Origin of the sequence: Aminobacter niigataensis (assembly GCF_946995915.1) — a bacterium.
GTDB lineage: Bacteria > Pseudomonadota > Alphaproteobacteria > Rhizobiales > Rhizobiaceae > Aminobacter > Aminobacter niigataensis.
The window spans coordinates 263,569-286,245 of sequence record NZ_OX341517.1; the positions used below are offsets into that span (position 1 = coordinate 263,569).

Here is a 22,677-nt window from a genome sequence, read left to right on the forward strand (position 1 = left end):
ATGCGATATGCCGATCAGTAAGGACGGCGGGGCAATGGCTATGAACGACAAGACACTGCCGGACGAAAGTGCTGCGCAGGCGGCCGGTGGCGAGGCCAGCCCACCGACGCTGAAGACCATCGCCTTCATGACCGGGCTTGGCGTGACCACCGTTTCCCGTGCACTGAAGGACGCCCCCGAAATCGGCGCGGCGACCCGGCAACGCGTGCAACTGGTCGCCAAGCAGATCGGCTATCGTCCCAACCGCGCGGGCGTGCGCCTGCGGACCGGCAAGACCAATGTCATCAGTCTGGTGCTCAACACCGAAGAACAGATCGGCGGCTTCGTCTCCGACCTGATCTACGGCATCTCGGAGGCCCTGGCGCCGACGCCCTATCACCTCGTCGTCACACCCTATTCGCGCACAAACGATCCGCTCGAACCGGTGCGCTATGTCGTCGAGACCGCGTCCGCCGACGGCGTCATCATCTCGCATATCGAGCCCGACGATCAACGCGTGCGCTATATGACCGAGCACGGCATGCCCTTCGCCACGCATGGCCGCACTCACATGGGTATCGAGCACCCCTTCCACGACTTCGACAACCGTGCCTATTCGCGCGAGGCGGTGGAGAAGCTTGCCGCGCTGGGGCGGAAGCGGCTGGCACTGCTCGCACCGCCCTCGAACCTCAGCTACTACAGGCACATGCGCGATGGCTTTGCCGATGCGTTGATGGAGCACGGCTTGAGCGAGGTGCCTTTCCCGACCGCCACCGTCGACCATTCGATCGAAGAGCTCCGCAAACTCACCACTGAGCTTATGCTTCGGCCCAACCGCCCGGACGGCTTCGTCAGCGGAGCGGGTGCCGGCACGTTCGCGCTGGTCGCGGGTGTCGAGGATGCCGGCTTCAAGCTCGGCCAGGATGTCGACATCGTCTCGAAGCAGACATCGAAGCTGCTGCACCTGCTGCGGCCGCAGCTCTATGTGATCAATGAGGACATCCGACTGGCCGGCGCGGAACTTGCCCACGCCGTGCTTGGCCGCATTTCAGGACGCGACATGGCCTCGCTGCAGAGCATCAGCCACCCGAGAGCGGTGGAGGCCTACGAAGCCTAGCTTCCACTTCCCCACGGGCCGTGATGTGCGCCGGGCGCATCGATGCGCTCGAAGCCGTGGGCGCCGAAGAAGTCACGCTGCGCCTGGGTCAGGTCGGTCGAGCCGCGGCCCTGGCGATAGCTGTCGAAATAGGCCAGCGCCGACGACAGCGCCGGCACCGGCAATCCGGCCTCGGCGGCACGGGCGACGATGCGGCGGAGCGAAGGATGCGCCTTGCCCATCATCTCGACGAAGGCCGGCACCATCAGAAGATTGGTCGACGGTTCGGCCTTGCCGAAGGCTTCGGCGATGGTGTCGAGGAACTGCGAGCGGATGATGCAGCCGGCGCGCCAGATCTTGGCGATGGTCGGCATCGGCAGGTTCCAGCCGAACTCCTTCGAGGCGCCGGCCATCACGGCAAAGCCCTGCGCGTAGGCAGCGATCTTGCCGGCAAACAGTGCCAGTTCCAGGTCGCCTAGCACTTCGTCCCGGCTGCCTGCGAACTTCAGCGTGTTGGCGCCATAGGCCTTCTCCGCCGCAAGCCGTTCGTCCTTCATCGACGACAGCACGCGCGCCGCCACCGCCGCCTCGATCGCCGTTGCCGGAATGCCAAGCTGCTGCGCCTCGATGACCGACCACTTGCCGGTGCCCTTCTGGCCGGCGCGGTCGAGGATGATGTCGACCACCGGGCGGCCGGTCGTGGGATCGTCGGCTTCGAGTACGGATGCGGTGATCTCGATCAGGTAGGACTCCAGCCTGCCCTTGTTCCAGCCGGCGAATACGGGCGCGATCTCCTTCGGCTTCATGCCGAGGCCGTCGCGCAGGATGCCGTAGATCTCGGCGATCATCTGCATGTCGGCATATTCGATGCCATTATGGATGGTCTTGACGAAATGTCCGGCCCCATCGGTGCCGAGCCAGGCCGCGCATGGCTCGCCCTTGAACTTGGCCGATATCGCGGTCAGCACGTCTTCGACGCGCGTCCAGGATTCAGGCGTGCCGCCGACCATGATCGAGGGGCCGTGGCGCGCGCCCTCCTCGCCGCCCGAGACACCCATGCCGATGAAGGTCAGGCCCGAGCCCTCGAGCTCCTTGAAGCGGCGCATGGTGTCGCGGAAATTGGCGTTGCCGGCGTCGATGACGATGTCGTTGGCCGACATGACGCCACGAAGCGCTGCGATCTGCTCGTCGACCGGCGTGCCCGCTAGCACCATGATGATGACCGGGCGCGGCGGGCGGATGGCCTCGGCCAGCTCGGCGATGGAGGCGCAGGGCACGATCATGTTGCGCAGGTCGCCGGCCTGTTCGACGAAGGCCTGGGTCTTCGCCGGGGTGCGGTTGAAGACGGCGATGCGATGGCCTTTTTCGGCGATGTTGAGCGCCAGGTTCGAGCCCATCGTGCCAAGCCCGATCAGTCCGATTTCGGCTTTTTCCATGGTCGCTGTTCCTGTCTGCTGATTGCTGTGGTCCGGGGTGGCGGCATGATTGACCGGGCCCGTGACAAGGTCAACTCGCGCGCGTCCAGGCACCGGCAGAGGCCGATCAACTCGTCGTGCCCTGACCTTGCGTCATCAATCCTTGCGGCGGCGGCCGTAGAGCTCGAGCCGGTGATGGACGATGTCGTAGCCGAGCTGGCGAGCGATTTCCTGCTGTAGCTGTTCGATCCTGTCGGACCGGAACTCGATGACATTGCCGGTTTCGATGTCGATCAGATGGTCGTGGTGATCGCCGCCGGCCTGCTCGAAGCGCGACGGCCCGCCCTCGAAGGCATGGCGGTGGATGGCACCCATCTCCTCCAGCAGCTTCATCGTCCGGTAGACCGTGGACAGGGAGATGCTCTTGTCGATGGTTTCGGCGCGGCGGAAAATCTCGAGCGCGTCGGGATGGTCCTCGGTCTCGCCCAGTATGCCCAGGATGATCTTGCGCGGCCGGGTGATGCGGATGCCCGCCTTGCGCAACGCCTTCTCATAGTCGGGCTTCTTGGAAACGGGCTTGGCTGCGGTTTTCATCATGGCGCGACTATGTGCCAGATGACACCCAGTTGCAAAAGATTATGTACGCGTTCATCCCCAGATGAACAGCGACAACAGCAGCCCCGCTGTGGAAACAGCGCCCGCTAGCGTGCGCCCGCAATCGAACCGCGCACGACGAGATCGACCGGCCAGACCTCGCCGCGGGCCCCGTCCTCCAGCCCCGAGATGCGGGCGGCGAGCCGCTCGGCGACACGGGCGCCGGCGGCGCGGATGGAGGAGCGCGTGGTCGTCAGAGGCACCGAAAAATGCTCGGGCTTCAGCCAGGGAAAGACGTCGTCATGGCTGACCAGCGACAGGTCGCCGGGCAGCGACAAATTGAGGTCGCGCGCCGCCCTGACCACGCCCAGCGCCATGATCAGGCTGGAGCAGACGATCGCCGTCGGCGCGTCGGACGCTTCGAGCAGGCTGCGGGCGGCGCGATAGCCGTTCTCCTCGATCATGACCTCGGAGCGAATATGCCTGAGATCAAGCGCCAGTCCGCTTTCCAACAGCGCCCGCCTGACGCCGCGCTCGCGGAAGATGGCAAAGGTTTGGGTGTCGTCGCCGTTGATCAGGGCAATGCGCTTGTGGCCGAGTTGGACCAGCAGCCGCGTCGCGTCGTGAAAGGCGCCTTCATTGTCGATGTCGATGTAGGGATAGTCGAAGTCCAGCCCCTCGCTGCGGCCATGGACGATGAACTGGACGCCAAGCTGGTGGGCGAGCGCAATGCGGCTGTCGGCGGCGCGAGGCGCCGAGATGTAGAGCGCGTCGACCTGCTTGTTGGCGACGATGCGCCGGTAGGTCGTCTCCTCGTCCTGGGCATCGGCCGGGCTCAGCACCAGGTCAAGCTCGTGGCCGCGGGCGTAATCGCCAAGGCCCGACAGGAACTCGACGAAATGCGGATCGATGTCGACGGCGGCGCCCGTCGGCATGACGTAGCCGATCATGCCGGCCTTGCCGGTCGCCAGCCGGCGCGCGCTGGGGTTGGGCCGGTAGCCATGGCGCTTGGCCGCCTCCATCACGCGGCGGCGCGTTTCCTCGTTGACCTCGGGATAGCCGTTGAGCGCACGGCTCACCGTCGTCTGCGAAAGCTGGAGCATGGTCGAAAGTTGCTTGAGGTTCACCTCGGCCCCGATTCCCAAAGCGCTTTAGATACAGCCTGGTCCGATCGCCGAACCAAGTAGCCGTGTCGCGCCGGCAAGACTAGGCCCTCAGGTGCTTGGTTTGAAGCAGAATTTACTGCTGCGACGCCCAAAAAGCATGCTGCACCGCACATGCTAGGCAAATTTAAATCGATTAGTTCGGCTGCGCTCTTGACTCTTTTCGATTCCAGTGGCGTGATGAAGCCAGCCAAAGCGCTTTGAAATGCCGTTGTGCGGTGTAGTTGCAGCTCGCGCAAGTCTGAGGCACAGTCGGGGCGGTGCAGGCGGACGGAATGGAGGTTCCGTCCGGAGTTTTCGATCCACTGGGAGGAAGACCATGAGGAAGTCCCTGTTACTGGGCGTGGCGCTGGCCGCCGTCGCCCTGAGCGCGCCCGCCTCGGCGGAGCTGAAGTTCAAGCCGGGCGAGGACGCCCGTTTCACCTGGGCCAATTTCGAAGAACTCAAGAAGGTCGACCTGAAGGGCGAGACGCTCTCGATCTTCGGGCCGTGGCGCGGGGAAGACGAAGCCCTGGCCCGCTCGGTGCTCGAATATTTCAGCGAGGCCACCGGCGCCACCATCAACTACTCGTCGTCCGAGAACTACGAGCAGCAGATCGTCATCGACACGCAGGCCGGCAGCCCGCCCAACATCGCCATCCTGCCGCAGCCCGGCCTGATCCAGGACCTGGCGTCGAAGGGCCTGCTCACCGCACTCGACGAGGGCACCGCCAACTTCGTCAAGGAGAATTACGGCGCCGGCCAGTCCTGGGTCGATCTCGGCACCTACAAGGACAAGGACGGCAAGCCCGGCTTCTACGGCTTCCCGTTCAAGGCCGACCTGAAGTCGCTGGTCTGGTACGTGCCGGAAAATTTCGAGGAAGCCGGCTATGAAGTGCCCAAGACCTGGGAAGAGATGCAGGCCCTGACCGACAAGATCGTCGCCGATGGCGGCGTGCCGTGGTGCATCGGCCTGGGCTCGGGCGGCGCCACCGGCTGGCCGGCGACCGACTGGGTCGAAGACATCATGCTGCGCACCCAGGCGCCCGACGTCTATGACAAGTGGACCCGGAACGAGATCCCGTTCAACGATCCGGCCGTGGTCGGCGCGCTCGACATCTTCGCCAAGATCGCCACCAACGACAAATATGTCGACGGCGGCAAGGCGGCGGTCGCCGCAACCGACTTCCGCGACAGCCCGAAGGGCCTCTTTGCGGTGCCGCCGAAGTGCTACCTGCACCGCCAGGCGTCGTTCATCTCGTCCTTCTTCCCTGAAGGCACCAAGCTCGGCGAGGATGCCGACTTCTTCTACCTGCCGCCGATGGCCGCCAAGCCAGAGCTCGGCAATCCGGTGCTCGGCGGCGGAACGCTGTTCACCATCGCCAAGGACTCCAAGGCCGCGCGCGCCTTCATCGACTTCCTGAAGATGCCGCTGGCCCACGAGGTCTGGATGGCCCAATCGGGCTTCCTGACCCCGCTCAAGACGGCGAACAAGGAAGCCTATGGCAACGAAGCGCTGAAGAAGCAGGGTGACATCCTGGTCAACGCCTCGACCTTCCGCTTCGACGGTTCCGACCTGATGCCGGGCAAGATCGGCGCCGGCGCCTTCTGGACCGGCATGATCGACCTCGTCGGCGGCAAGCCTGCGGCCGATGTCGCCGCCGACATCCAGAAGAGCTGGGACGCGATCAAGTAGCGCGCGCCCCGCGGACGTCCATGCGAGTTGTGATCCGGGCCTGTTGGCCCGGGTCCGGACGCCCGGCTTTTCCATTCGTAATTCTGAGCGATGTCAGCCTGATCCCAGGGGGATGATCCCATGACGGCACAGATACTTTCGGCCATTTTCACAATCATCATCGGCGTCGGCGGCTGCGTCGTCTACTACTGGGGCGCCAACAAGATCCTCGACGCGGTCTTTCCTTCGCGCGGCGTCTCGGGTGCTGCCGCTGTCGACAATCTGCGCCGCCAGGGCCTGATCCGGCCGTGGCTGTTCGTCGGTCCGGCGATGCTGATCGTCACCGTCTATCTCGTCTACCCGGTGATCGAAACGCTGAGGCTCTCCGTCATGGACCGCACCGGCCAGAATTTCGTCGGCCTCGCCAATTACAGCTGGGCTTTCGGCGACCGCGAATTTCGAAATTCAATCTTCAACAACCTGCTGTGGCTCGCGGTCGTGCCGGCCGCCTGCACTTTCTTCGGCCTGATCATCGCGGTGCTCACCGACAAGATCTGGTGGGGCAACATCGCCAAGAGCCTGGTCTTCCTGCCGCTCGCCATCTCGTTCGTCGGCGCCAGCGTCATCTGGAAATTCGTCTACGAATACCGCGCCGAAGGCCAGACCCAGATCGGCATCCTGAATGCCGCCGTGCAATATCTCGGCGGCAATCCGCAGGTGTGGATCTCGACGCCGTTCTGGAACAACTTCTTCCTGATGGTGATCCTGATCTGGATCCAGACCGGCTTTGCCATGGTCATCCTGTCGTCGGCCCTGCGTGGCATTCCGGAAGAAACCATCGAGGCGGCGGTGATCGACGGCGCAAATCCGTTCCAGATCTTCTGGAAGATCATGGTGCCGCAGATCTGGGGCACCATCGCGGTGGTCTGGACCACCATCACCATCCTCGTGCTCAAGGTCTTCGACATCGTGCTGACGATGACCAATGGCCAGTGGAACAGCCAGGTCCTGGCCAACCTGATGTTCGACTGGATGTTCCGCGGCGGCGGCGATTTCGGACGCGGTGCTGCGATCGCCGTCATCATCATGCTCGCGGTCGTGCCGATCATGATCTGGAACATCCGCCAGGCTAATCGCGAAGGCGGGGGAGGTCACTGACATGGCCAGCGCAAGCGGAAAGTCCTTCTTCGGCCGCTTCGGCGTCCATATCGCAGTGCTTGTCTTCGTCGCCATCTGGACCATCCCGACGCTGGGCATCCTGGTCAGTTCGCTGCGCGACAAGGACCAGCTCATCGTCTCGGGCTGGTGGACAGCACTTTCGACCTCGTCGCAGACCGAAGCCGGCCGCCTGCCGGGTGCTTCGGCCCAGATCGAAAAGGATGGCAAGTTCGTCATCGAGGGCAACATCTTCGGCGACGGTCCGGCACGCAACATCAGCGCCTTCGGCACCAAGGCGCAGCAGCCTACGCAATACGAAGCCGGCACGGTTGCCGATCTCGGCGAAGGCGTTTCACTGCAGCTCAACGCCGACGGTTCCTTCGTGCTGCAGTCGCCCAAAGCCTTCGAGGGCGATCGCGGCCAGCGCGTCTACTACGCGTCGTCGGCGCCGCCGCGCTTCACCACCGACAACTACCAGACGGTGCTGTTTTCCGAGGGCATCGGCCGCTCCTTCATCAACTCGCTGACGGTCACCATTCCCGCGACCATCATCCCGATCCTGATCGCGGCCTATGCCGCCTATGCGCTGGCCTGGATGCGATTTCCAGGCCGCGCGCTGCTGATCGCCGTCATCATCGGCCTGCTTGTCGTGCCGCTGCAGATGTCGCTCATCCCACTGCTCAAGCTCTACAACGGTGTCGGGCTGTTCTTCGGCGTGCCGGCCAAGACCTATCTCGGCATATGGTTGGCGCATACAGGCTTCGGCCTGCCCTTCGCCATCTACCTGTTGCGCAGCTACATCGCCGGCCTGCCGCGCGAGATCATGGAGTCGGCCCGCATCGACGGCGCCAGCGACTTCGAGATCTTCGTCAAGATCGTGCTGCCGCTGTCCTTCCCGGTGCTCGCCTCCTTCGCCATCTTCCAGTTCCTGTGGGTCTGGAACGACCTTCTGGTGGCGATGGTGTTCCTGGGCTCCGGCTCCGACCAGTTGGTGCTGACCGGCAAGCTCAACGCCCTGCTCGGCTCGCGCGGCGGCGACTGGGAAATCCTCACCACCTCGGCCTTCGTCACCATCATCGTGCCGCTGATCGTGTTCTTCTCGCTCCAACGTTATTTCGTCCGCGGGCTGCTCGCGGGCTCAGTCAAGGGAGGCTAGCTCCATGCAGGCCGCAATGCGCAAGATCGAAAACCCCGCTCCCGCTGCGGATCGCGACTGGTGGCGGGGGGCGGTGATCTACCAGATCTACCCTCGCAGCTTCCAGGACTCCAACGGCGACGGCATCGGCGACTTGAAGGGCATCATCTCGCGGCTGCCGCACATCGCCGACCTCGGCGCGGACGCCGTATGGATCTCGCCCTTCTTCAAGTCGCCGATGAAGGATTTCGGCTACGATATCTCGGATTATCTCGACATCGACCCGATGTTCGGCACGCTGGCCGACTTTGACGCGATGATCGCGGAAGCGCACCGGCTCGGCCTCAAGGTGATGATCGACGGCGTCATCTCGCACACCTCCGACCTGCATCCCTGGTTCAAAGAAAGCCGGGCGAGCCGCGACAACGCCAAGGCAGACTGGTACGTCTGGGCCGACGCCAAGCCAGACGGCAGCCCGCCCAACAACTGGCTGTCGATCTTCGGCGGCTCGGCCTGGCAGTGGGACACCAGGCGCATGCAGTATTACCTGCACAATTTCCTGTCCGAACAGCCCGACCTCAACTTCCACAACCGCGACGTCCAGGACGCGCTGCTTGACGTCACCCGGTTCTGGCTCGACCGCGGCGTCGACGGCTTCCGCCTCGACACCATCAACTTCTACTTCCACTCGGCCGGGCTGGAGGACAATCCCGCGCTGCCGCCGGAGGAGCGCAACGACCAGACCGCACCGGCGGTGAACCCCTACAATTTCCAGGACCACATCTACGACAAGAGCCGGCCGGAGAACCTTGAATTCCTCGCCCGCTTCCGCGCCGTGCTCGACGAGTACCCTGCCGCAGCGGCGGTTGGCGAGGTCGGCGATTCCCAGCGCGGTCTCGAGGTCGTCGCGTCCTACACCGCCGGCGGCGACAAGGTGCAGATGTGCTACGCCTTCGACTTCCTGGCGCCGGAGAAGATCTCTGCCGCCAAGGTGCGCACGGTGCTCGAGGACTTCGGCAAGGCCGCCAGCGACGGCTGGTCGTGCTGGGCCTTCTCCAACCACGACGTCGTCCGCCACGCTTCGCGCTGGGGCATGGGCGAGGCCGACCGCACCGCCTATCTCAAGGTCGTCTCGGCGCTGCTGATGTCGCTGCGCGGTTCGGTCTGCATCTACCAGGGCGAAGAGCTCGGCCTGACTGAAGCCAGTCTTGCCTTCGAGGATCTGCAGGACCCCTATGGCATCCGTTTCTGGCCGGAGTTCAAGGGCCGCGACGGCTGCCGCACGCCGATGGTGTGGAACAAGGACGCTGCCAATGGTGGCTTCTCCAAGGCCAAGCCGTGGCTGCCGGCGCCGGCAGACCATCTGGCCAAGGCGGTCGACACGCAGGAAGGCGACGCCGCCTCGCTGCTCGAACATTACCGCCGGTTTCTCTCGTTCCGCCGGTCGCATCCCGCACTTGCCAAGGGCGACATCTCGTTCCTCGACACACAGGGCGACACGGTGGCCTTCAGCCGCCGCGAGGGCAACGAGGAGATCGTCTGCGTCTTCAATCTCGGCAGCGCACCGGCCACGGTCGATCTCGGAGGCAGGGGCCTGCAGCCTTTGGCGGGACACGGACTTGATGGAAAGGCAGACGCCGGCGCAGTCCGGCTCGGCAGCTACGGCGCCTGGTTCGGGCGCTTCGCCTGACCGACGCTGACAGAAATCTGGGAGGAAACCATGGCCGATCTAACGCTCAGGGACGTCAAGAAATCATACGGCAATCTGCACATTCTCCACGGCATCGATCTCGACATCAAATCGGGTGAGTTCATCGTCTTCGTCGGCCCCTCGGGCTGCGGAAAGTCGACGCTGCTGCGCTCTATCGCCGGGCTCGAGGAGATCACCGGCGGCACGCTGGAGATCGCCGGCGAGAAGGTCAACGACATCCCGCCATCCAAGCGCGGCATCGCCATGGTGTTCCAGTCCTACGCGCTCTACCCGCACATGACCGTCTACGACAACATGGCCTTCGGCATGAAGATCGCCAAGGAAAGCAAGGCCGAGATCGACAAGCGCGTGCGCGCCGCCGCCGAGATCCTGCAGTTGACCAAGTATCTCGACCGGCTGCCCAAGGCGATGTCGGGCGGCCAGCGCCAGCGCGTCGCCATCGGCCGCGCCATCGTGCGCAACCCCAAGGTCTTCCTGTTCGACGAACCGCTGTCGAACCTCGACGCAGCGCTGCGCGTCGCCACCCGCATCGAGATCGCCAAGCTCAAGGAGTCGATGCCCAACACGACGATGATCTATGTCACCCACGACCAGGTCGAGGCGATGACGCTGGCCGACCGTATCGTCGTGCTCAAGGACGGCCGCATCGAGCAGGTCGGCACGCCGATGGAACTCTACAAGCACCCCGGCAATCTGTTTGTCGCCCAGTTCATCGGCTCGCCGGCGATGAACATCGTTGGCGGCACCATCGAGCGGGCCGGTGAGACCAGCCTGGTCAGCCATGTCGGCGGCCACAAGACCCCGGTGCCGGTGGCGACACCCACTGATGCCCAAGGCAAGGCAGTGAGCTTCGGCGTGCGGCCCGAGGACCTCTATGTCGCGACCGGCGACGACTACCTGTTCGAGGGGCTCGTCGACTATGTCGAGCAGCTCGGCGAGGTCCAGCTCGTCTATATCGACATCGGCCGCGCCGACCAGCCGTTGGTGGCCAAGCTTCCGGGCAATGTCGAGGTCAAGCGCGGTGCGAAGATCCGGCTCGCCGCCAGCCCCGACGAGTTGCATATCTTCGACAGCGAAGGCCATTCGTTTGCCCGCCGCAGATTGGCGGCCGCAGCCGCGTGACGCTCTTCACCCTCCCCCTTGTGGGGAGGGCAGAGGGCTCAATCCGCCACCACCACCTGTCGCTCCCGAAGCGCTGTCCGGCGCCTCGAGATGAAGAAGGCAACGACAAAGGTCAGGCTCATCAGCAGCACGATTGTCGGTGCCGGCGCGCTGTCGATGAAGAAGCTGAGGTAGACGCCTGCGAATGAGCACGCTACCGCCACCAGCACCGACACCATGAGCATGCGCTCGAAGCGGTCGGTGAGCAGATAGGCAATTGCGCCGGGAGCGATCAGCATGGCGATGGCGATGATGATGCCGACAGCCTTGAGCGCACCGACGATGGTCAGCGACAGCACGGTCAACAGCCCGTAATGCAGCAGCCTGACCGGCAGGCCGATGGCCTGCGCATGCTGCGGGTCGAAGGCGTGCAGCAGCAGGTCGCGGCGGAAGATGCCGATGGCCCCGGTGGCGATCAGAGCGATCACCGCGGTCTGGCCGACATCGGACCAACTGACGCCCAGCATGTCGCCGAACAAGATGTGATCGAGATGCACGTCGGTCTGGATCTTGGTGTAGAGCACGATGCCGAGCCCGAACATCCCGGAAAAGACGATGCCCATGACCGTGTCTTCCTTGACCCGGCTGTTCTGCTTGAGATAGCCGGTCGCCAGGGCACAGGTCATGCCGGCGGCGAAGGCGCCGATGGCAAGCGGGATGCCGGCGATATAGGCGAGCACGACGCCGGGCAGCACGGCATGGCTGATGGCATCGCCCATCAGCGACCAGCCCTTGAGCACCAGGAAGCACGACAGCAGCGCCATAGGCACCGCCACCAGCAGCGAGATGGCGAACGCCTGCTGCATGAACGGGAAGGCAAAGGGGAGTGTGAGGGTTTCGATCATGCTCCCGCCTCCAGTTCGACCCGCGCCCGCCGCCGCGCGGCCAGCATGCCGTGCTTCGGCGCAAAGACAAACGCCATCAGGAAGATCAACGTCTGCGCCACGACGATGATGCCGCCGGTGGCGCCGTCGAGGAAATAGCTGGCATAGGCGCCGACGAAGCTGGTGATCGAGCCGATCGCCACGCTGATCACGATGAGCCGGGGAAAGCGGTCAGTGAGAAGATAGGCGGTCGCCCCCGGCGTCACCACCATGGCGATGACCAGGAAGGCACCCACCGTCTGCAGTGCCGCCACCGTCGAGGCCGACAGCAGCATGAAAAACAGCACCTTGAGCATGTCGGGGTTGAGCCCGATCGAGCGCGCATGGTTCTCGTCGAAGAAAGCGACCATCAGGTCCTTCCACTTGGCGAGCAGGATGGCCAGCGAAATGCCGCCGATCAGCGCCAGCTGAAGCGTGTCCGCCGGCGTCACTGCCAGGATGTTGCCGAGCACGATGGTCTGGATGTTCACCGAGGCCGGCGACAGCGAGATCATGAACAGGCCGAGCCCGAAGAACGAGGTGAAGATCAGGCCGATGATGGCGTCTTCCCTGAGCTTGGTGCGCTGGTTGAGGAACAGCATGGCGCCGGCCGCAAGCCCGCCCGAAAGGAAGGCGCCAAGCGCAAACGGCAGGCCGAGCATGTAGGCGCCGGCAACGCCAGGCACGATCGAATGCGAGAGCGCGTCGCCGATCAGCGACCAGCCCTTGAGCATCAGATAAGCCGAGAGGAAAGCGCAGACGCCGCCGACCAGCGCCGACACCCACATCGCGTTGAGCATGTAGCCATAGCCGAACGGCTCGCTAAGCGTGGCGATCATTTCTTGCGCCCGCCCTTCTTGGCCGCACCGTCGTTGCCGTTGCCGTCGCCATAGATGACGAAGGGGCGCTCGTCGTCGGTCAGCACTGTCACCTGACGCTTGTCGGCGGCGTCCTGGTGCAACTCGGCGCCGCCGAGGATGAACTGGCGCAACACGCCGCCAAAGGCTTTTTCGAGATTGGCCTTGGTGAAGGTTTCGGCCGTCAGCCCGGAGGCGAGAACGGTGCGGTTGACCAGAACGGCGCGGTCGCAGAAGCGCGGCACCGAGCCCAGGTTGTGCGTCGAGACCAGCATCACCCGGCCTTCGTCGCGCAAGTCCTGCAAAAGCGTGATGATCGCTTCTTCGGTGCGCACGTCGACGCCGGTGAAGGGCTCGTCGAGCAGGATCAGCTCGCCCTCCTGCGCCAGCGCGCGGGCGAGGAACACACGCTTCTTCTGGCCGCCCGAGAGCTCGCCGATCTGGCGCTTGCGGAAGTCGGCCATGCCGACGCGTTCAAGTGCCGCGTCCACCGCCTCGCGGTCGATACTGCGCGTCATGCGCAGGAAATTCATGTGGCCGTAGCGGCCCATCATCACCACGTCTTCGACCAGCACCGGAAAGTTCCAGTCGACGTCCTCGCTCTGCGGCACATAGGCGACGAGGTTTTTCTTCAGCGCCTCGCGGGCCGGCTGGCCCAGGATCGAAACGCTGCCGGTAGCGAGCGGCACGAAGCCCATGATCGACTTGAACAGGGTCGACTTGCCGCTGCCGTTGACGCCGACAAGCGCCGTAATCGTGCCGCGCGGAATGGAAAAGGACGCATTGCGCAGGGCCGTGTGCCCGTTGCGGTAGGTCACCGAGATGTTGTCGACGCTGAGGCCGTCGCCGGCCTGTGCCTCGGCCGCGGGTCGCCCCTTCAGCGGAACGTTCATTGGGAAAGTCCCTTGACGATGGTCTGGGTGGTGACGCTGAGCAGGTCGAGATAGGTCGGCACCGGGCCGCCCTCATCGCTCAGCGAGTCGACATAGAGCACGCCGCCATACTTGGCGCCCGTTTCCCGCGCGACCTGCTCGGCCGGCTTGGACGACACCGTGCTTTCGCTGAACATGGCCGGAATGCTGTTGGCCTTGACGAGGTCGATCACCTTGCGCACCTGCTGGGGCGTACCTTGCTGGTCGGCATTGATCGGCCAAAGATAGACCTCCTTCAAGCCGAAATCGCGGGCGAGATAGGAAAACGCGCCTTCGCTGGTGGCGAGCCAACGGCGCTCGGCGGGGATGGTCTCGATGGCCTTGTGGATCGGCGCGACCGTTGCCTTGATCTTCTCCGAATAGGCGGCCGCGTTCCTGGCATAGACCTCGGCATTGGCAGGATCCTTCTCGGCGAAGGCCTTGCGGATGTTCTCGACATAGATGAGCGCCGCCTCGGGCGACATCCAGGCATGCGGGTTAGGCTTGCCGGTGTAGGGACCTTCGGCGATGCCCATCGGGCTTACGCCATCGGAGACGACGGCCTGCGCCACGCCATCGAGGTTTTCGAAGAACTTTTCGAACCACAGTTCGAGGTTCAGCCCGTTCCACAGCACGAGATCGGCCTTCTGGGCGCGCAGGATGTCGCCCGGCGTCGGCTGGTAGTTGTGGATCTCGGCGTTCGGCTTGGTGATGGATTCCACCTCGGCTGCGTCGCCGGCGACGTTGCGGGCGATGTCAGCGATCACCGTGAAGGTGGTCACCACCTTCATCTTGCCGCCGGCTTCGCTGTCCTGGGAGCAGGCCGATAGCCCAAGCATGGCCGCGAGCATGGCGATGGCGGCGAAGGTGGTGCGTAGCGCTGTCATGGATATCCCGTTCGAGAATACGCGCCCGATGGGCGGCAGATACGATGCCTTACCTAGTGGCAGCCGGGTCGCCTGTCAATGCAATTGCAAATCGTTTGCAATAAGAAATGCGAATTCCGCTGCGACGGCCTCGGGCCTTGCATCCAATCGAGGCTGAGCGCGTTTTCGTTTGCCAATCCCAGACAAGGAGAACAGTCGTGTCGCCCAGCACAGCAATTCGCGAGCATATGGAAGTCATCGGCGCCGACGGCGTGCATATCGGCACCGTCGACAAGGTCGAGAACGGGCGCATCAAGCTCACGAAAAAGGACAGCGGCGAAGGCAGCCATCGCGGCCACCATCACTACATCTCCACCGCGCTCGTCGCCGAGACCGAAGGCAACAAGGTGCGCCTGTCGGCCAACGCCGATGTAGCAGTGACATTCGAAGAGGAAGGCAAGGCGGAGTAGGTCTCCGTATCGACTAGCTGGTCGAAGTTTGGGGAGCGCCTAGTTCCAGCGCCGGCCCTCTGCAAATCCTGCTTCGATGTAGTGTTTTCTTGGGTTCATGCCTGCGGCTGCAACGTCAGGGTTCAATTTTAGATAGACTTCGTCGCGAAACCCACGAGGCAGCCGATGGCCGCTTATGCGTGGCCAGTCAAATAGTTCATTTTCATGTGGCGTGCCCGTGAGATAGGCAGGTTGGAACCTGTGCCGCCAGGCAACGACGTTGAACGAGAGCTGGTCACGATATGACCATCTTTTCACCTCAGCAGCCCAGCTCTCCATTACGGTAACGAGGGCCGCATTGTTGTGTCGTCTTAGCATTATCGTCGCCGTAATGAGCCCCGCGCCGACCGGATACCCGAGGGCGCGATAATGATCCATTTGCGCGGCGATCGTGGAAGGATCGTCCAGACCCAAGGCGGTCACAACCTCAGCCTCGTCGTACACGCAGCTTCGCTCGGGGTGGCGGAAGCACAGCATCGGCTCTGGAGTTGCATCCAGCAGTTGGAAAAAGCCCTCGGCGGGGACTTTTGGCTCGACAGTATTGTCGAAATACAAGCTCGCCGCGTAACCGCCGACAAAGCGATGCGGTAGAAGCTTCACCATTTTGGATGTTCGAACCGGGCCAAGCTTGCGCGAGTCGACATATTTGAACTGCCACAGACTGGATTTCAAAGACCGGTCATCAGTGAAGCAAATGAAGTCGGTCTTGCCATCCCGCTTGAAATATCTATCGGCAAATGTCTCCGAATAGCCAAACATGCAGGTGTATACCGCCCGCCGTCGCGCCTTCCCTCGAAATCGCAATAGAGTGTCGAAGAACCTATCCACGGTTTTTGGCCAACGCGCTGCTTCACTAAACTTATTGAGGACGCAACCGGTTGGAAGCCGTCGTTACGACGCCGCTCGGTCCAACTTGCTCACCAGAACTCTATGTTCCGCTGTGACGGACGGTGCCGGCCCTACTCCTTCACGGCCTCGGCAGCCTTGGTGTTGATTAGGCCAAAACCGAAATCGGTGTCGCGGCCCTTGTCGCCGAGATCGGTGGCGGTGGCGGCGAGTGCCTTTTCGATCGATTCTGCAGAGCGGCCTGGCTCGTTGTGCAACAAATTGGCAATCGCGCCGCTGACCACCGCTGCGGCAAACGAGGTGCCCGTCACCAGATCCGTGCCGCCGCCGACCGGGGCCATGACGTCGACGCCGGGGGCGGAGATGTAGACGTAGGGCCCGCGATTGGCCTGCTTCATCAACGCGTCCTTGGCATCGGTGGCCGTTACCGCGATGACGCCCTTGTAGGCGGCGGGGTAGCCATAGGGCGCGCCGGGACCGTTGTTGCCTGCGGCGGCGACGAGGATCATGCCGCGGGCGCGGGCGCCTCGGCTGGCCTGCTCCAGCAGCGCATTCTTGGGCCCGACAAAGCTCATGTTGACGATCTGGACGTTCTGCTCGGCAGCCCAGTCGAGCGCATTGAGAATGATCTCCATGTTCGACTTGCCGCCTTCGAAGGCGCGGGCATGGAAGATCTTCGAGCCCGGCGCCATGCCCTTGAACGGTCCGGTGCCGGCGATCAGGCCGGCGACCGAAGTGGCGTGGTCGCGGGCGGTGACCGTCACCCCCGGCATGGCGTCGAAACTGCCGGCGACGACGCCCTTCAGCGCGGGGTGAGTGTCGTCGATGGCGGTGTCGATGACCGCTATGCTGACGTTCTCGCCATTGGCGGCGGCCTCGTCGAGCGCGATGCGCTGGAAGGCGAAATTGGGCCCTGCCGCCGCCTGCTGCAGTTCGTAGATGTGGTTGGGTTCGCGTGTCGTGGTGCGGCCATCGCCGGCAAGCTGCGCAAGCACCGTACCGACCGGGCGACCGTCGGGAATGCCGTAGCGGACAAGGCTGGTGCCGAGCAGGGCCGACAGACGCTGCGAGCGGATTTCCAGGCCATAGGCGGCAGCGACAGCTTGCGCGACCGGCGCGCCGCCATCGACGGTGACCAGCACTTCGTCGGGCACGAAGGAACCCGCTATGGCGCGCGGCGGCGCGGTGATCGCAGTTCCGGGTGGTGGCACATCAGGCGGCGGCGGTGTCGGCTGACCACCACCCGCCTGCGCGCCGCCACCTGACGGATCCGGGCTTGCGGCGGCCGGGTCGCGGAGCGGATTGGGCGTCGGCACCGGCGTCGCTGGCTGCCCCCCGGATGCGACACCGGGAAAATCGCCGGGATTGGGAAAGAGGTCGACGAGCAATTCGGGCAGGCCGACGGTCCGGGGCGGGATGCCGCCGCCGGAACCCGGGCCGCCCGGCGTCGGCTGCGCGCCGGGTTGCAGGCAGTCAGCAGCCGTCGCTGCCGTCGTTCGGCTGAGGCAGTCAAGTTGCTGCGGCGTCAGGCTGGGATCATTGGTCTGGGCGAATGCAGGCGTGGCGGCGAACAATGTCGCCGCCAGCATCAGTCCTGCAACTCGCCTCGGCAGCGTCATCCCGCAGGCTTCCTTCCCGCTGTCACCGTATCGGCAAAGGGTGCCGCCGCGATCAGGCCGACGATGCGATCGTAGTCGGCGACAGTTTCGGCAGGAATGGCGATACGGAAGACGCCGCTGGCCGTCGGGCCATCGATGATCGCCGCACCGTTGTCGCCGAGCAGCGCGGCAATGTCGGCCATCCTGGCGTCAGGCTTGAAGGTGACCAGCGCGAAAGGCAGCTTCGACTGCTCCGCGCCGGTGCCGGCGACCTGGATGTCGGAACCGGTGCCCGAAGGCGCCACCACGCCCTGCACGACGATGAAGGCCAACAATGCTGCCGTCGCGGCCCAAGCGACGCCCACGGGCACGCCCATGAACCGCTCCCAGGCACGCGCCAGCAGCGACTGCGCCTGCGGCTCGCGGAACGGCCCGGCCTCGGCATCGAGCAGCCTGGAGAAGCGGCTCAGCGCATCGGCCGGCGGGCGGATCGCCTCGTTGGACGCCATCGTGCCGGAAAACTCGGCCTCGGCGGCTTCGAGGGCCGCGGGTGCGGCCGGATCGCTGGCGAGCCAGTCCTCGACGGTCGCCAGTTCGGCGCCTTCCAGCGTGCCGTTCAGGTAGAACGGCAGCAGCGTTTCGATCTCGTCGCGGCGGGACATCTTTTCGGCAGCGCTCATGGCCAGCCCCTGTCGTATCCGGCGGCCTTCAGGGCTTCGCCGAGTTTCTTGCGGGCATAAAACATCCGCGTCTTCACCGTCGCCACCGGAATGTCGAGCACCTCGCCGATCTCGGTCACCGACTTGCCGTGATAATAGGCGAGGTCGATGACGGTGCGGTGCTCCTCGGCCAGCGCGTCGACGAAACGACGCAGGGCGGCGCCCTTGTCCAGCTTCATCGTCACCACTTCGGGCGTGTCCGAGCCGTCGGGCACTGCGGCGGCATCGTCGTCGTCAAGCCAGTCTTCCTTGCGCTTGCGCAGCGACGACAGCGCCTTGAAGCGGGCGATGCCGAGCAGCCAGGTCGAGACTTCCGAACGGCCTTCGAACTGCGGCGCCTTGCGCCACAACTCCAGAAACACTTCATTGGCAACGTCATCCGCCATGGCTTCCGACCCCGTCTGGCGCGCCACGAAACGGTAGACCCGTGCATGGTGGCGCGTGAACAGGAGCCGCAAAGCGGCGCGGTCGCCGTTTGCGACGCGGCTCACGAGATCACGATCGGACATGGGGTCTGATGCGATGTTCATGGCCGATGCAACCGCCGGGCTCCTGTCTGCTTGGTCGTTGTTGGCCGCAAAAAGGTTCACCGGAATGTTTCGGATGAGGGAAAGCTAGCCGAACTTCCCTGACATGGCCAGTCCGGCGCAGGGAGCGGCAGCATCCCCGGCCGTGGCACGGCCCAATACGGCTCTGTCTGTCCGATAGGGTCGGCCGAGAAGCGGGCATTTGGTACGCCCACTTGGGCCAGTCCGAGCGCAAAGCACAGCTCCCGATCATACCAAAAAGCTGGCTTGCCCGACAGGATTCACGCTGACGTTGCCCCCAAACTTTTATCCAGCCTGAAGGAGACTCGGGGCGGCTGGTGTTGCCCATGTGGGGAAATTTCTTATTCGACGCGCAGGCGCGGCCAGGCTGAAAGAAGCTCGCGCGTGTAAGCGTCTCGTGGCGATTGAAACATCGAGGCTACATCGCCGCTCTCGACCGCTTTTCCAGCACGCATCACGACAGCGTTTTCAGCGATCAACCGAACAACAGCCAGATTGTGACTGATGACGACAAGCGTCATGTTTTCCGACTGCCTGATGTCCTGCAAGAGATTGAGCAAGTCGCCCTGAACGGAGACGTCCAGGCCGGCGGTCGGCTCATCGGCGATCAGGATGGACGGTTTCATGAGCAGCGCACGCGCGATGGCCACCCGCCGAGCCTGACCGCCGCTGATCTCGTGAGGGTATTTGTCGAGGATGCCTTTCGGCAGGCCAAGCCGGTTCAAGATGACGCCAAGGCGCTCGTATGTCACCGCCAGCGGTTCGTTCAAGACCGTGGCGACTTCGCCCATCAGCGTGCGGATGCGACTGCGCGGGGAAAGGGATGCCGCCGGGTCCTGGAAGATCGGCTGCAAGACACGCGCCCTCTTCTTCAGCGCGGCGCGGCTATGCGACAGCGGCATGCCCAGAATGCAGACATCGCCCTGGTCGAGCTTCTGCAACCCGAGAATGGCCCGCATCAGCGTCGTCTTTCCGGAACCGGACTCGCCGACAATGCCGAAACACGTGCCTTGCGGAATGGCGAAGGATACATCGTCGAGAGCGATGGTCTGGCCAAAACGCAATCTCGCCTTGCTGATCGAGATGGCATCCATCATGAGCCCGCCAGCAAGAGACAGCGCGCGCCGTGGTCCGCTGCGTCACCGACCGCAAATTCGTCCGGAACAGTCGTCGCGCAAGCGTCGAACGAGACATCGCAGCGGCCGTTGAAAATGCAACCGGATGGACGCCGGAACGGGTCAGGCAATTCCCCGGGGATGACGGTAAAGCGGTTTTCGGTGACGTTGACGGCGCGCTGGCGATCGATTGCGACCTCGCAGTCAAAGAGCATGCGCGTGTAGGGATGACCGGGCTGCTGCTGGACTTGCTTGACCGTGCCGTGCTCCAGCCGTTCGCCGGCATAAAGTACCGATATGCGGTCGCAATATTCGGTGACGAGCCCAAGACTGTGGGTGATCAGAAGCACCGCGCAGCCTATGCGGTCTCGCAGGCTGACGATCTCGCGCATGATCTGCGCTTCGACCGTGACGTCGAGCGCCGTCGTCGGCTCGTCGGCGATCAGCAGCACCGGCTCCGATAGAAGCGCCATGGCGATCACCACGCGCTGACGCATGCCACCGGACAATTCGTGAGGGTACTGGCCCATCCGACGCTTCGGGTCGCTCAGCTTGACCTTTGCCAGCGCCTCCTCGGCCATGGCGACATGCGTCTTGCGGTCACCACCCGGCAACCGCCGGCGAAGGACTTCGCAGAGCTGTGTGCCGACGGTGAACACCGGATTGAGCGACAGCATCGGGTCCTGGAAGATCATCGCCATGCCGCGTCCCCGCAGTGGAGCCGTGGCGTCGCGCTGTGTCAGGTCATAGCTCCGGCCGCCGATGGTAGCGGTGCCTGACGTAACCTTTGCATTGTTGGCCAGCAGGCCCATCAACGCGAATGCGACGGTCGATTTTCCGCTGCCGGATTCGCCAACGAGACCGAGTATCTCGCCCTTGCCGATCTCCAGCGAGATATCGCGCAACGCATGCGCGGTAACATGGGACAGATTATAGTCGACCGACAGATTGCGCACCGAGATCGCCATCAGCGCGCTCCTGTCGTTTTGGGGTCGATCACCCGCCGGAGTGCTTCCCCGAGGAGGGTTGCGCCGAGCGTTGCGATCGCCAGGACCAGCGAGGCCGCGATGATGGGCCACCAGGATTGGTTGATCGACACGAAGCCATCCTTGATCAACGTGCCGAGCGAGGATTTCGGCGGTTGCACGCCGAAGCCGAGGAACGAGAGCGATGCCTCGAAGGCGATGACAACGGGCAGGTTCATGCTGGCCAGCACGATGATGGGACCGGCGACATTGGGCAAATAGTGCCGGGCCACGATGGTGGCGGGGTGCACGGCCAGCATGCGCTCGGCCTCGATGAAGCTCAGGCTCCGCAGGCTTTGCGCCCGCGCCCGCGCCATCCTGCCAAACTGCGGGATAAAGACGACTGTGACCAGGAGCACAAAGGTGATTGGTCCCTTGCCGTAGAGGGCGATGAGGGCGAATGCCAGGATGAGCGGCGGAAATGCGTTGACGATGTCGAAGACACCGGTAATCACCCGGTCGATCCGAGGACCGGCAACAGCCGCTACGACGCCGATCAGCGATCCGACGACCGAGGAGATGACGACGATCATCGCTGCCAGCGCGAGCGCATAGCGTGTGCCGGCGGATGTGCGCGCAACAAGATCGCGCCCCAGGTTGTCGGTTCCCAAAAGATGCGCCGCTCCCGGTGGCGCAAAGCGGGCTTTGACGTCGATGAGGTTGGGGTCGGGACTGACCAGTGGCCCGACGATCGCGAATATGAGAATGACGAGCGTAAAAACGAGGCCGAGCCTGCCATCGCGCTCCGAACAGATGCGTTTCAGTGTCGCGAAAGACCCCATCACCCGCGACCCGCCGCAATGCGAGGGTCGAGCAGTGCGTTGATCATGTCGACCACCAGATTGGCGATGATGTAGAAGGTGACGATGAACACCACGCAAGCCTGCACAATCGGATAATTGCGCTGCGCGATGGAGTTGAAGATCAGGCTTCCGATGCCGGGACGGGCGAAGATGATCTCCACCACAACCGAACTGCCGATCAATTCGCCCAGGCCGATGCCGAGGATCGACACGATCGGCACCAGCGCTAGCTTCAGGGAATACAATCCGACGATGCGGTATTCCGACACGCCGTAGGCGCGGAGGGTCCGCACGTGAAGTTCCGCCAGGGTGTCGAGCAAGGAAGCGCGGACAAGCCGCGAGATGTAGCCGATCCAGCCAAGTGCCAGTGCCACGCTCGGCAGGATCAAATGCCGTAGTTGGTCGATCGTGTCGCCCGGTTCTCCGGCCCCCGCCACGGGCAACCAATGCAGGCCGATGGCGAAGACGAGAAAGAGGGCGACCGACACCACCAGAGTAGGTGTCGTGATAAAGGAAATGGACAGCAGGGCCAGGCCGCTATCCAGCCACGAACCCGGCTTCAGCGCCGCGATCACGCCGATCGGAATGCCGACCAGCAACGCCAGCGCCAGCGCGCTGAAGGCCAGCGCCAACGTGTTGGGGATCACATCCATCACGATATCGAGGATCGGCCGATTCGATACGACATCGACGCCGAAATCGCCGGTGGCGATGCGGCTGAAGAACAGCCAGAGCTGCTCCGGGATGCTACGGTCGAGGCCCATGGCCTGCGTGATTTGAACGCGAAGCTCAGGCGTCGCCCGCGGACCAAGCATCACGGACGCGAAGTCTCCCGGGACAAGACGCATCATCAGGAACAGTAGAAGGGTGGCGCCGGCAATGGTCAGCACGACCGACACGAGGCGCGATGCGATGAACGCGGCCGTCCGCTGCGCTTTGATCATCTGTTTC

At 63.9% G+C, this 22,677-nt stretch carries 22 protein-coding genes; 7 read left to right on the forward strand and 15 right to left on the reverse strand.

From position 1 onward, the window contains the following. The first annotated feature begins 40 nt into the window (after positions 1–40). Complete coding sequence (locus O1Y97_RS01315; protein WP_404801297.1) at positions 41–1,096, forward strand: LacI family transcriptional regulator; 1,056 nt, start codon at positions 41–43, stop codon at positions 1,094–1,096. Here the strand turns inward: O1Y97_RS01315 and gndA are convergent. From gndA to O1Y97_RS01330, 3 genes are all read right to left on the reverse strand, one after another. Next, entirely contained in the window at positions 1,093–2,511 is a 1,419-nt protein-coding gene (gene gndA / locus O1Y97_RS01320) for an NADP-dependent phosphogluconate dehydrogenase (protein ID WP_183263016.1), read from the reverse strand. The genes O1Y97_RS01315 and gndA overlap by 4 nt on opposite strands. A gap of 135 nt (positions 2,512–2,646) precedes the next feature. Continuing rightward, the gene (locus O1Y97_RS01325; protein ID WP_108605606.1) at positions 2,647–3,087 is read right to left on the reverse strand and encodes a Fur family transcriptional regulator; all 441 of its coding nucleotides are present in this window, start codon (positions 3,085–3,087) and stop codon (positions 2,647–2,649) included. Between the two features lie 104 nt (positions 3,088–3,191). Further along, the gene (locus tag O1Y97_RS01330; RefSeq protein ID WP_108609560.1) at positions 3,192–4,211 is read right to left on the reverse strand and encodes a substrate-binding domain-containing protein; all 1,020 of its coding nucleotides are present in this window, start codon (positions 4,209–4,211) and stop codon (positions 3,192–3,194) included. A 355-nt stretch (positions 4,212–4,566) separates the two neighbouring features. On the opposite strand from O1Y97_RS01330, the gene O1Y97_RS01335 reads away from it, so the two are divergent. From O1Y97_RS01335 to O1Y97_RS01355, 5 genes are all read left to right on the forward strand, one after another. Continuing rightward, positions 4,567–5,922 carry an ABC transporter substrate-binding protein gene (locus O1Y97_RS01335; protein WP_183263017.1) on the forward strand — a complete coding sequence of 452 codons (1,356 nt, stop codon included), beginning with the start codon at positions 4,567–4,569 and terminating at the stop codon, positions 5,920–5,922. A 120-nt stretch (positions 5,923–6,042) separates the two neighbouring features. Then, positions 6,043–7,059 carry a carbohydrate ABC transporter permease gene (locus O1Y97_RS01340; RefSeq protein WP_108605608.1) on the forward strand — a complete coding sequence of 339 codons (1,017 nt, stop codon included), beginning with the start codon at positions 6,043–6,045 and terminating at the stop codon, positions 7,057–7,059. 1 nt (position 7,060) lies between these two features. Further along, a complete protein-coding gene (locus tag O1Y97_RS01345) occupies positions 7,061–8,215 on the forward strand; it encodes a carbohydrate ABC transporter permease (protein WP_108605609.1) in 1,155 nt (384 codons plus the stop codon). A gap of 4 nt (positions 8,216–8,219) precedes the next feature. Beyond that, positions 8,220–9,884 carry a beta-galactosidase BglA gene (gene bglA / locus O1Y97_RS01350; protein ID WP_318762817.1) on the forward strand — a complete coding sequence of 555 codons (1,665 nt, stop codon included), beginning with the start codon at positions 8,220–8,222 and terminating at the stop codon, positions 9,882–9,884. A gap of 30 nt (positions 9,885–9,914) precedes the next feature. Continuing rightward, entirely contained in the window at positions 9,915–11,027 is a 1,113-nt protein-coding gene (locus tag O1Y97_RS01355; RefSeq protein WP_318762818.1) for an ABC transporter ATP-binding protein, read from the forward strand. Between the two features lie 38 nt (positions 11,028–11,065). Here O1Y97_RS01355 and O1Y97_RS01360 read toward each other — a convergent pair whose 3' ends face one another. Genes O1Y97_RS01360 through O1Y97_RS01375 form a run of 4 tightly spaced genes read right to left on the reverse strand, consistent with a single transcriptional unit; the run spans position 11,066 to position 14,548 of the window. Continuing rightward, positions 11,066–11,911, reverse strand: coding sequence for a metal ABC transporter permease (locus O1Y97_RS01360; RefSeq protein ID WP_318762819.1), 846 nt, complete (start codon positions 11,909–11,911; stop codon positions 11,066–11,068). Beyond that, positions 11,908–12,768: a metal ABC transporter permease gene (locus O1Y97_RS01365; protein WP_318762820.1), complete on the reverse strand. Its 861-nt coding sequence runs from the start codon at positions 12,766–12,768 to the stop codon at positions 11,908–11,910. The genes O1Y97_RS01360 and O1Y97_RS01365 overlap by 4 nt, the downstream gene beginning before the upstream one ends. Continuing rightward, the gene (locus O1Y97_RS01370) at positions 12,765–13,679 is read right to left on the reverse strand and encodes a manganese/iron ABC transporter ATP-binding protein (protein ID WP_318762821.1); all 915 of its coding nucleotides are present in this window, start codon (positions 13,677–13,679) and stop codon (positions 12,765–12,767) included. The genes O1Y97_RS01365 and O1Y97_RS01370 overlap by 4 nt, the downstream gene beginning before the upstream one ends. Beyond that, complete coding sequence (locus O1Y97_RS01375) at positions 13,676–14,548, reverse strand: metal ABC transporter substrate-binding protein (protein ID WP_108609561.1); 873 nt, start codon at positions 14,546–14,548, stop codon at positions 13,676–13,678. Before O1Y97_RS01375 ends, O1Y97_RS01370 begins: the two co-directional genes overlap by 4 nt. A gap of 263 nt (positions 14,549–14,811) precedes the next feature. Here O1Y97_RS01375 and O1Y97_RS01380 point away from each other — a divergent pair, with 263 nt between their 5' ends. Further along, positions 14,812–15,033, forward strand: coding sequence for a DUF2171 domain-containing protein (locus O1Y97_RS01380; RefSeq protein ID WP_318764270.1), 222 nt, complete (start codon positions 14,812–14,814; stop codon positions 15,031–15,033). 39 nt (positions 15,034–15,072) lie between these two features. On the opposite strand, the gene O1Y97_RS01385 is transcribed toward O1Y97_RS01380, so the two are convergent. The 8 genes from O1Y97_RS01385 to O1Y97_RS01420 all read right to left on the reverse strand — a co-directional run bounded on the left by O1Y97_RS01385 (position 15,073) and on the right by O1Y97_RS01420 (position 22,670). Next, positions 15,073–15,831 (reverse strand): glycosyltransferase domain-containing protein, encoded by a 759-nt coding sequence (locus O1Y97_RS01385; protein ID WP_108609562.1) that lies wholly within the window; start codon positions 15,829–15,831, stop codon positions 15,073–15,075. A 200-nt stretch (positions 15,832–16,031) separates the two neighbouring features. Further along, complete coding sequence (locus O1Y97_RS01390) at positions 16,032–17,537, reverse strand: S8 family serine peptidase (protein ID WP_318762822.1); 1,506 nt, start codon at positions 17,535–17,537, stop codon at positions 16,032–16,034. Continuing rightward, positions 17,534–18,196, reverse strand: coding sequence for an anti-sigma factor (locus tag O1Y97_RS01395; RefSeq protein WP_318762823.1), 663 nt, complete (start codon positions 18,194–18,196; stop codon positions 17,534–17,536). Before O1Y97_RS01395 ends, O1Y97_RS01390 begins: the two co-directional genes overlap by 4 nt. Then, positions 18,193–18,765 carry a sigma-70 family RNA polymerase sigma factor gene (locus O1Y97_RS01400; RefSeq protein WP_055981680.1) on the reverse strand — a complete coding sequence of 191 codons (573 nt, stop codon included), beginning with the start codon at positions 18,763–18,765 and terminating at the stop codon, positions 18,193–18,195. Before O1Y97_RS01400 ends, O1Y97_RS01395 begins: the two co-directional genes overlap by 4 nt. 359 nt (positions 18,766–19,124) lie before the next feature. Continuing rightward, positions 19,125–19,880 (reverse strand): ABC transporter ATP-binding protein, encoded by a 756-nt coding sequence (locus O1Y97_RS01405; protein WP_318762824.1) that lies wholly within the window; start codon positions 19,878–19,880, stop codon positions 19,125–19,127. Next, positions 19,877–20,866, reverse strand: a complete 990-nt coding sequence (locus O1Y97_RS01410; RefSeq protein ID WP_318762825.1) for an ABC transporter ATP-binding protein — start codon at positions 20,864–20,866, stop codon at positions 19,877–19,879. The genes O1Y97_RS01405 and O1Y97_RS01410 overlap by 4 nt, the downstream gene beginning before the upstream one ends. Next, positions 20,866–21,705, reverse strand: a complete 840-nt coding sequence (locus O1Y97_RS01415) for an ABC transporter permease (RefSeq protein WP_108605620.1) — start codon at positions 21,703–21,705, stop codon at positions 20,866–20,868. Before O1Y97_RS01415 ends, O1Y97_RS01410 begins: the two co-directional genes overlap by 1 nt. After that, entirely contained in the window at positions 21,705–22,670 is a 966-nt protein-coding gene (locus O1Y97_RS01420; RefSeq protein ID WP_318762826.1) for an ABC transporter permease, read from the reverse strand. The genes O1Y97_RS01415 and O1Y97_RS01420 overlap by 1 nt, the downstream gene beginning before the upstream one ends. Positions 22,671–22,677: the final 7 nt, after the last annotated feature.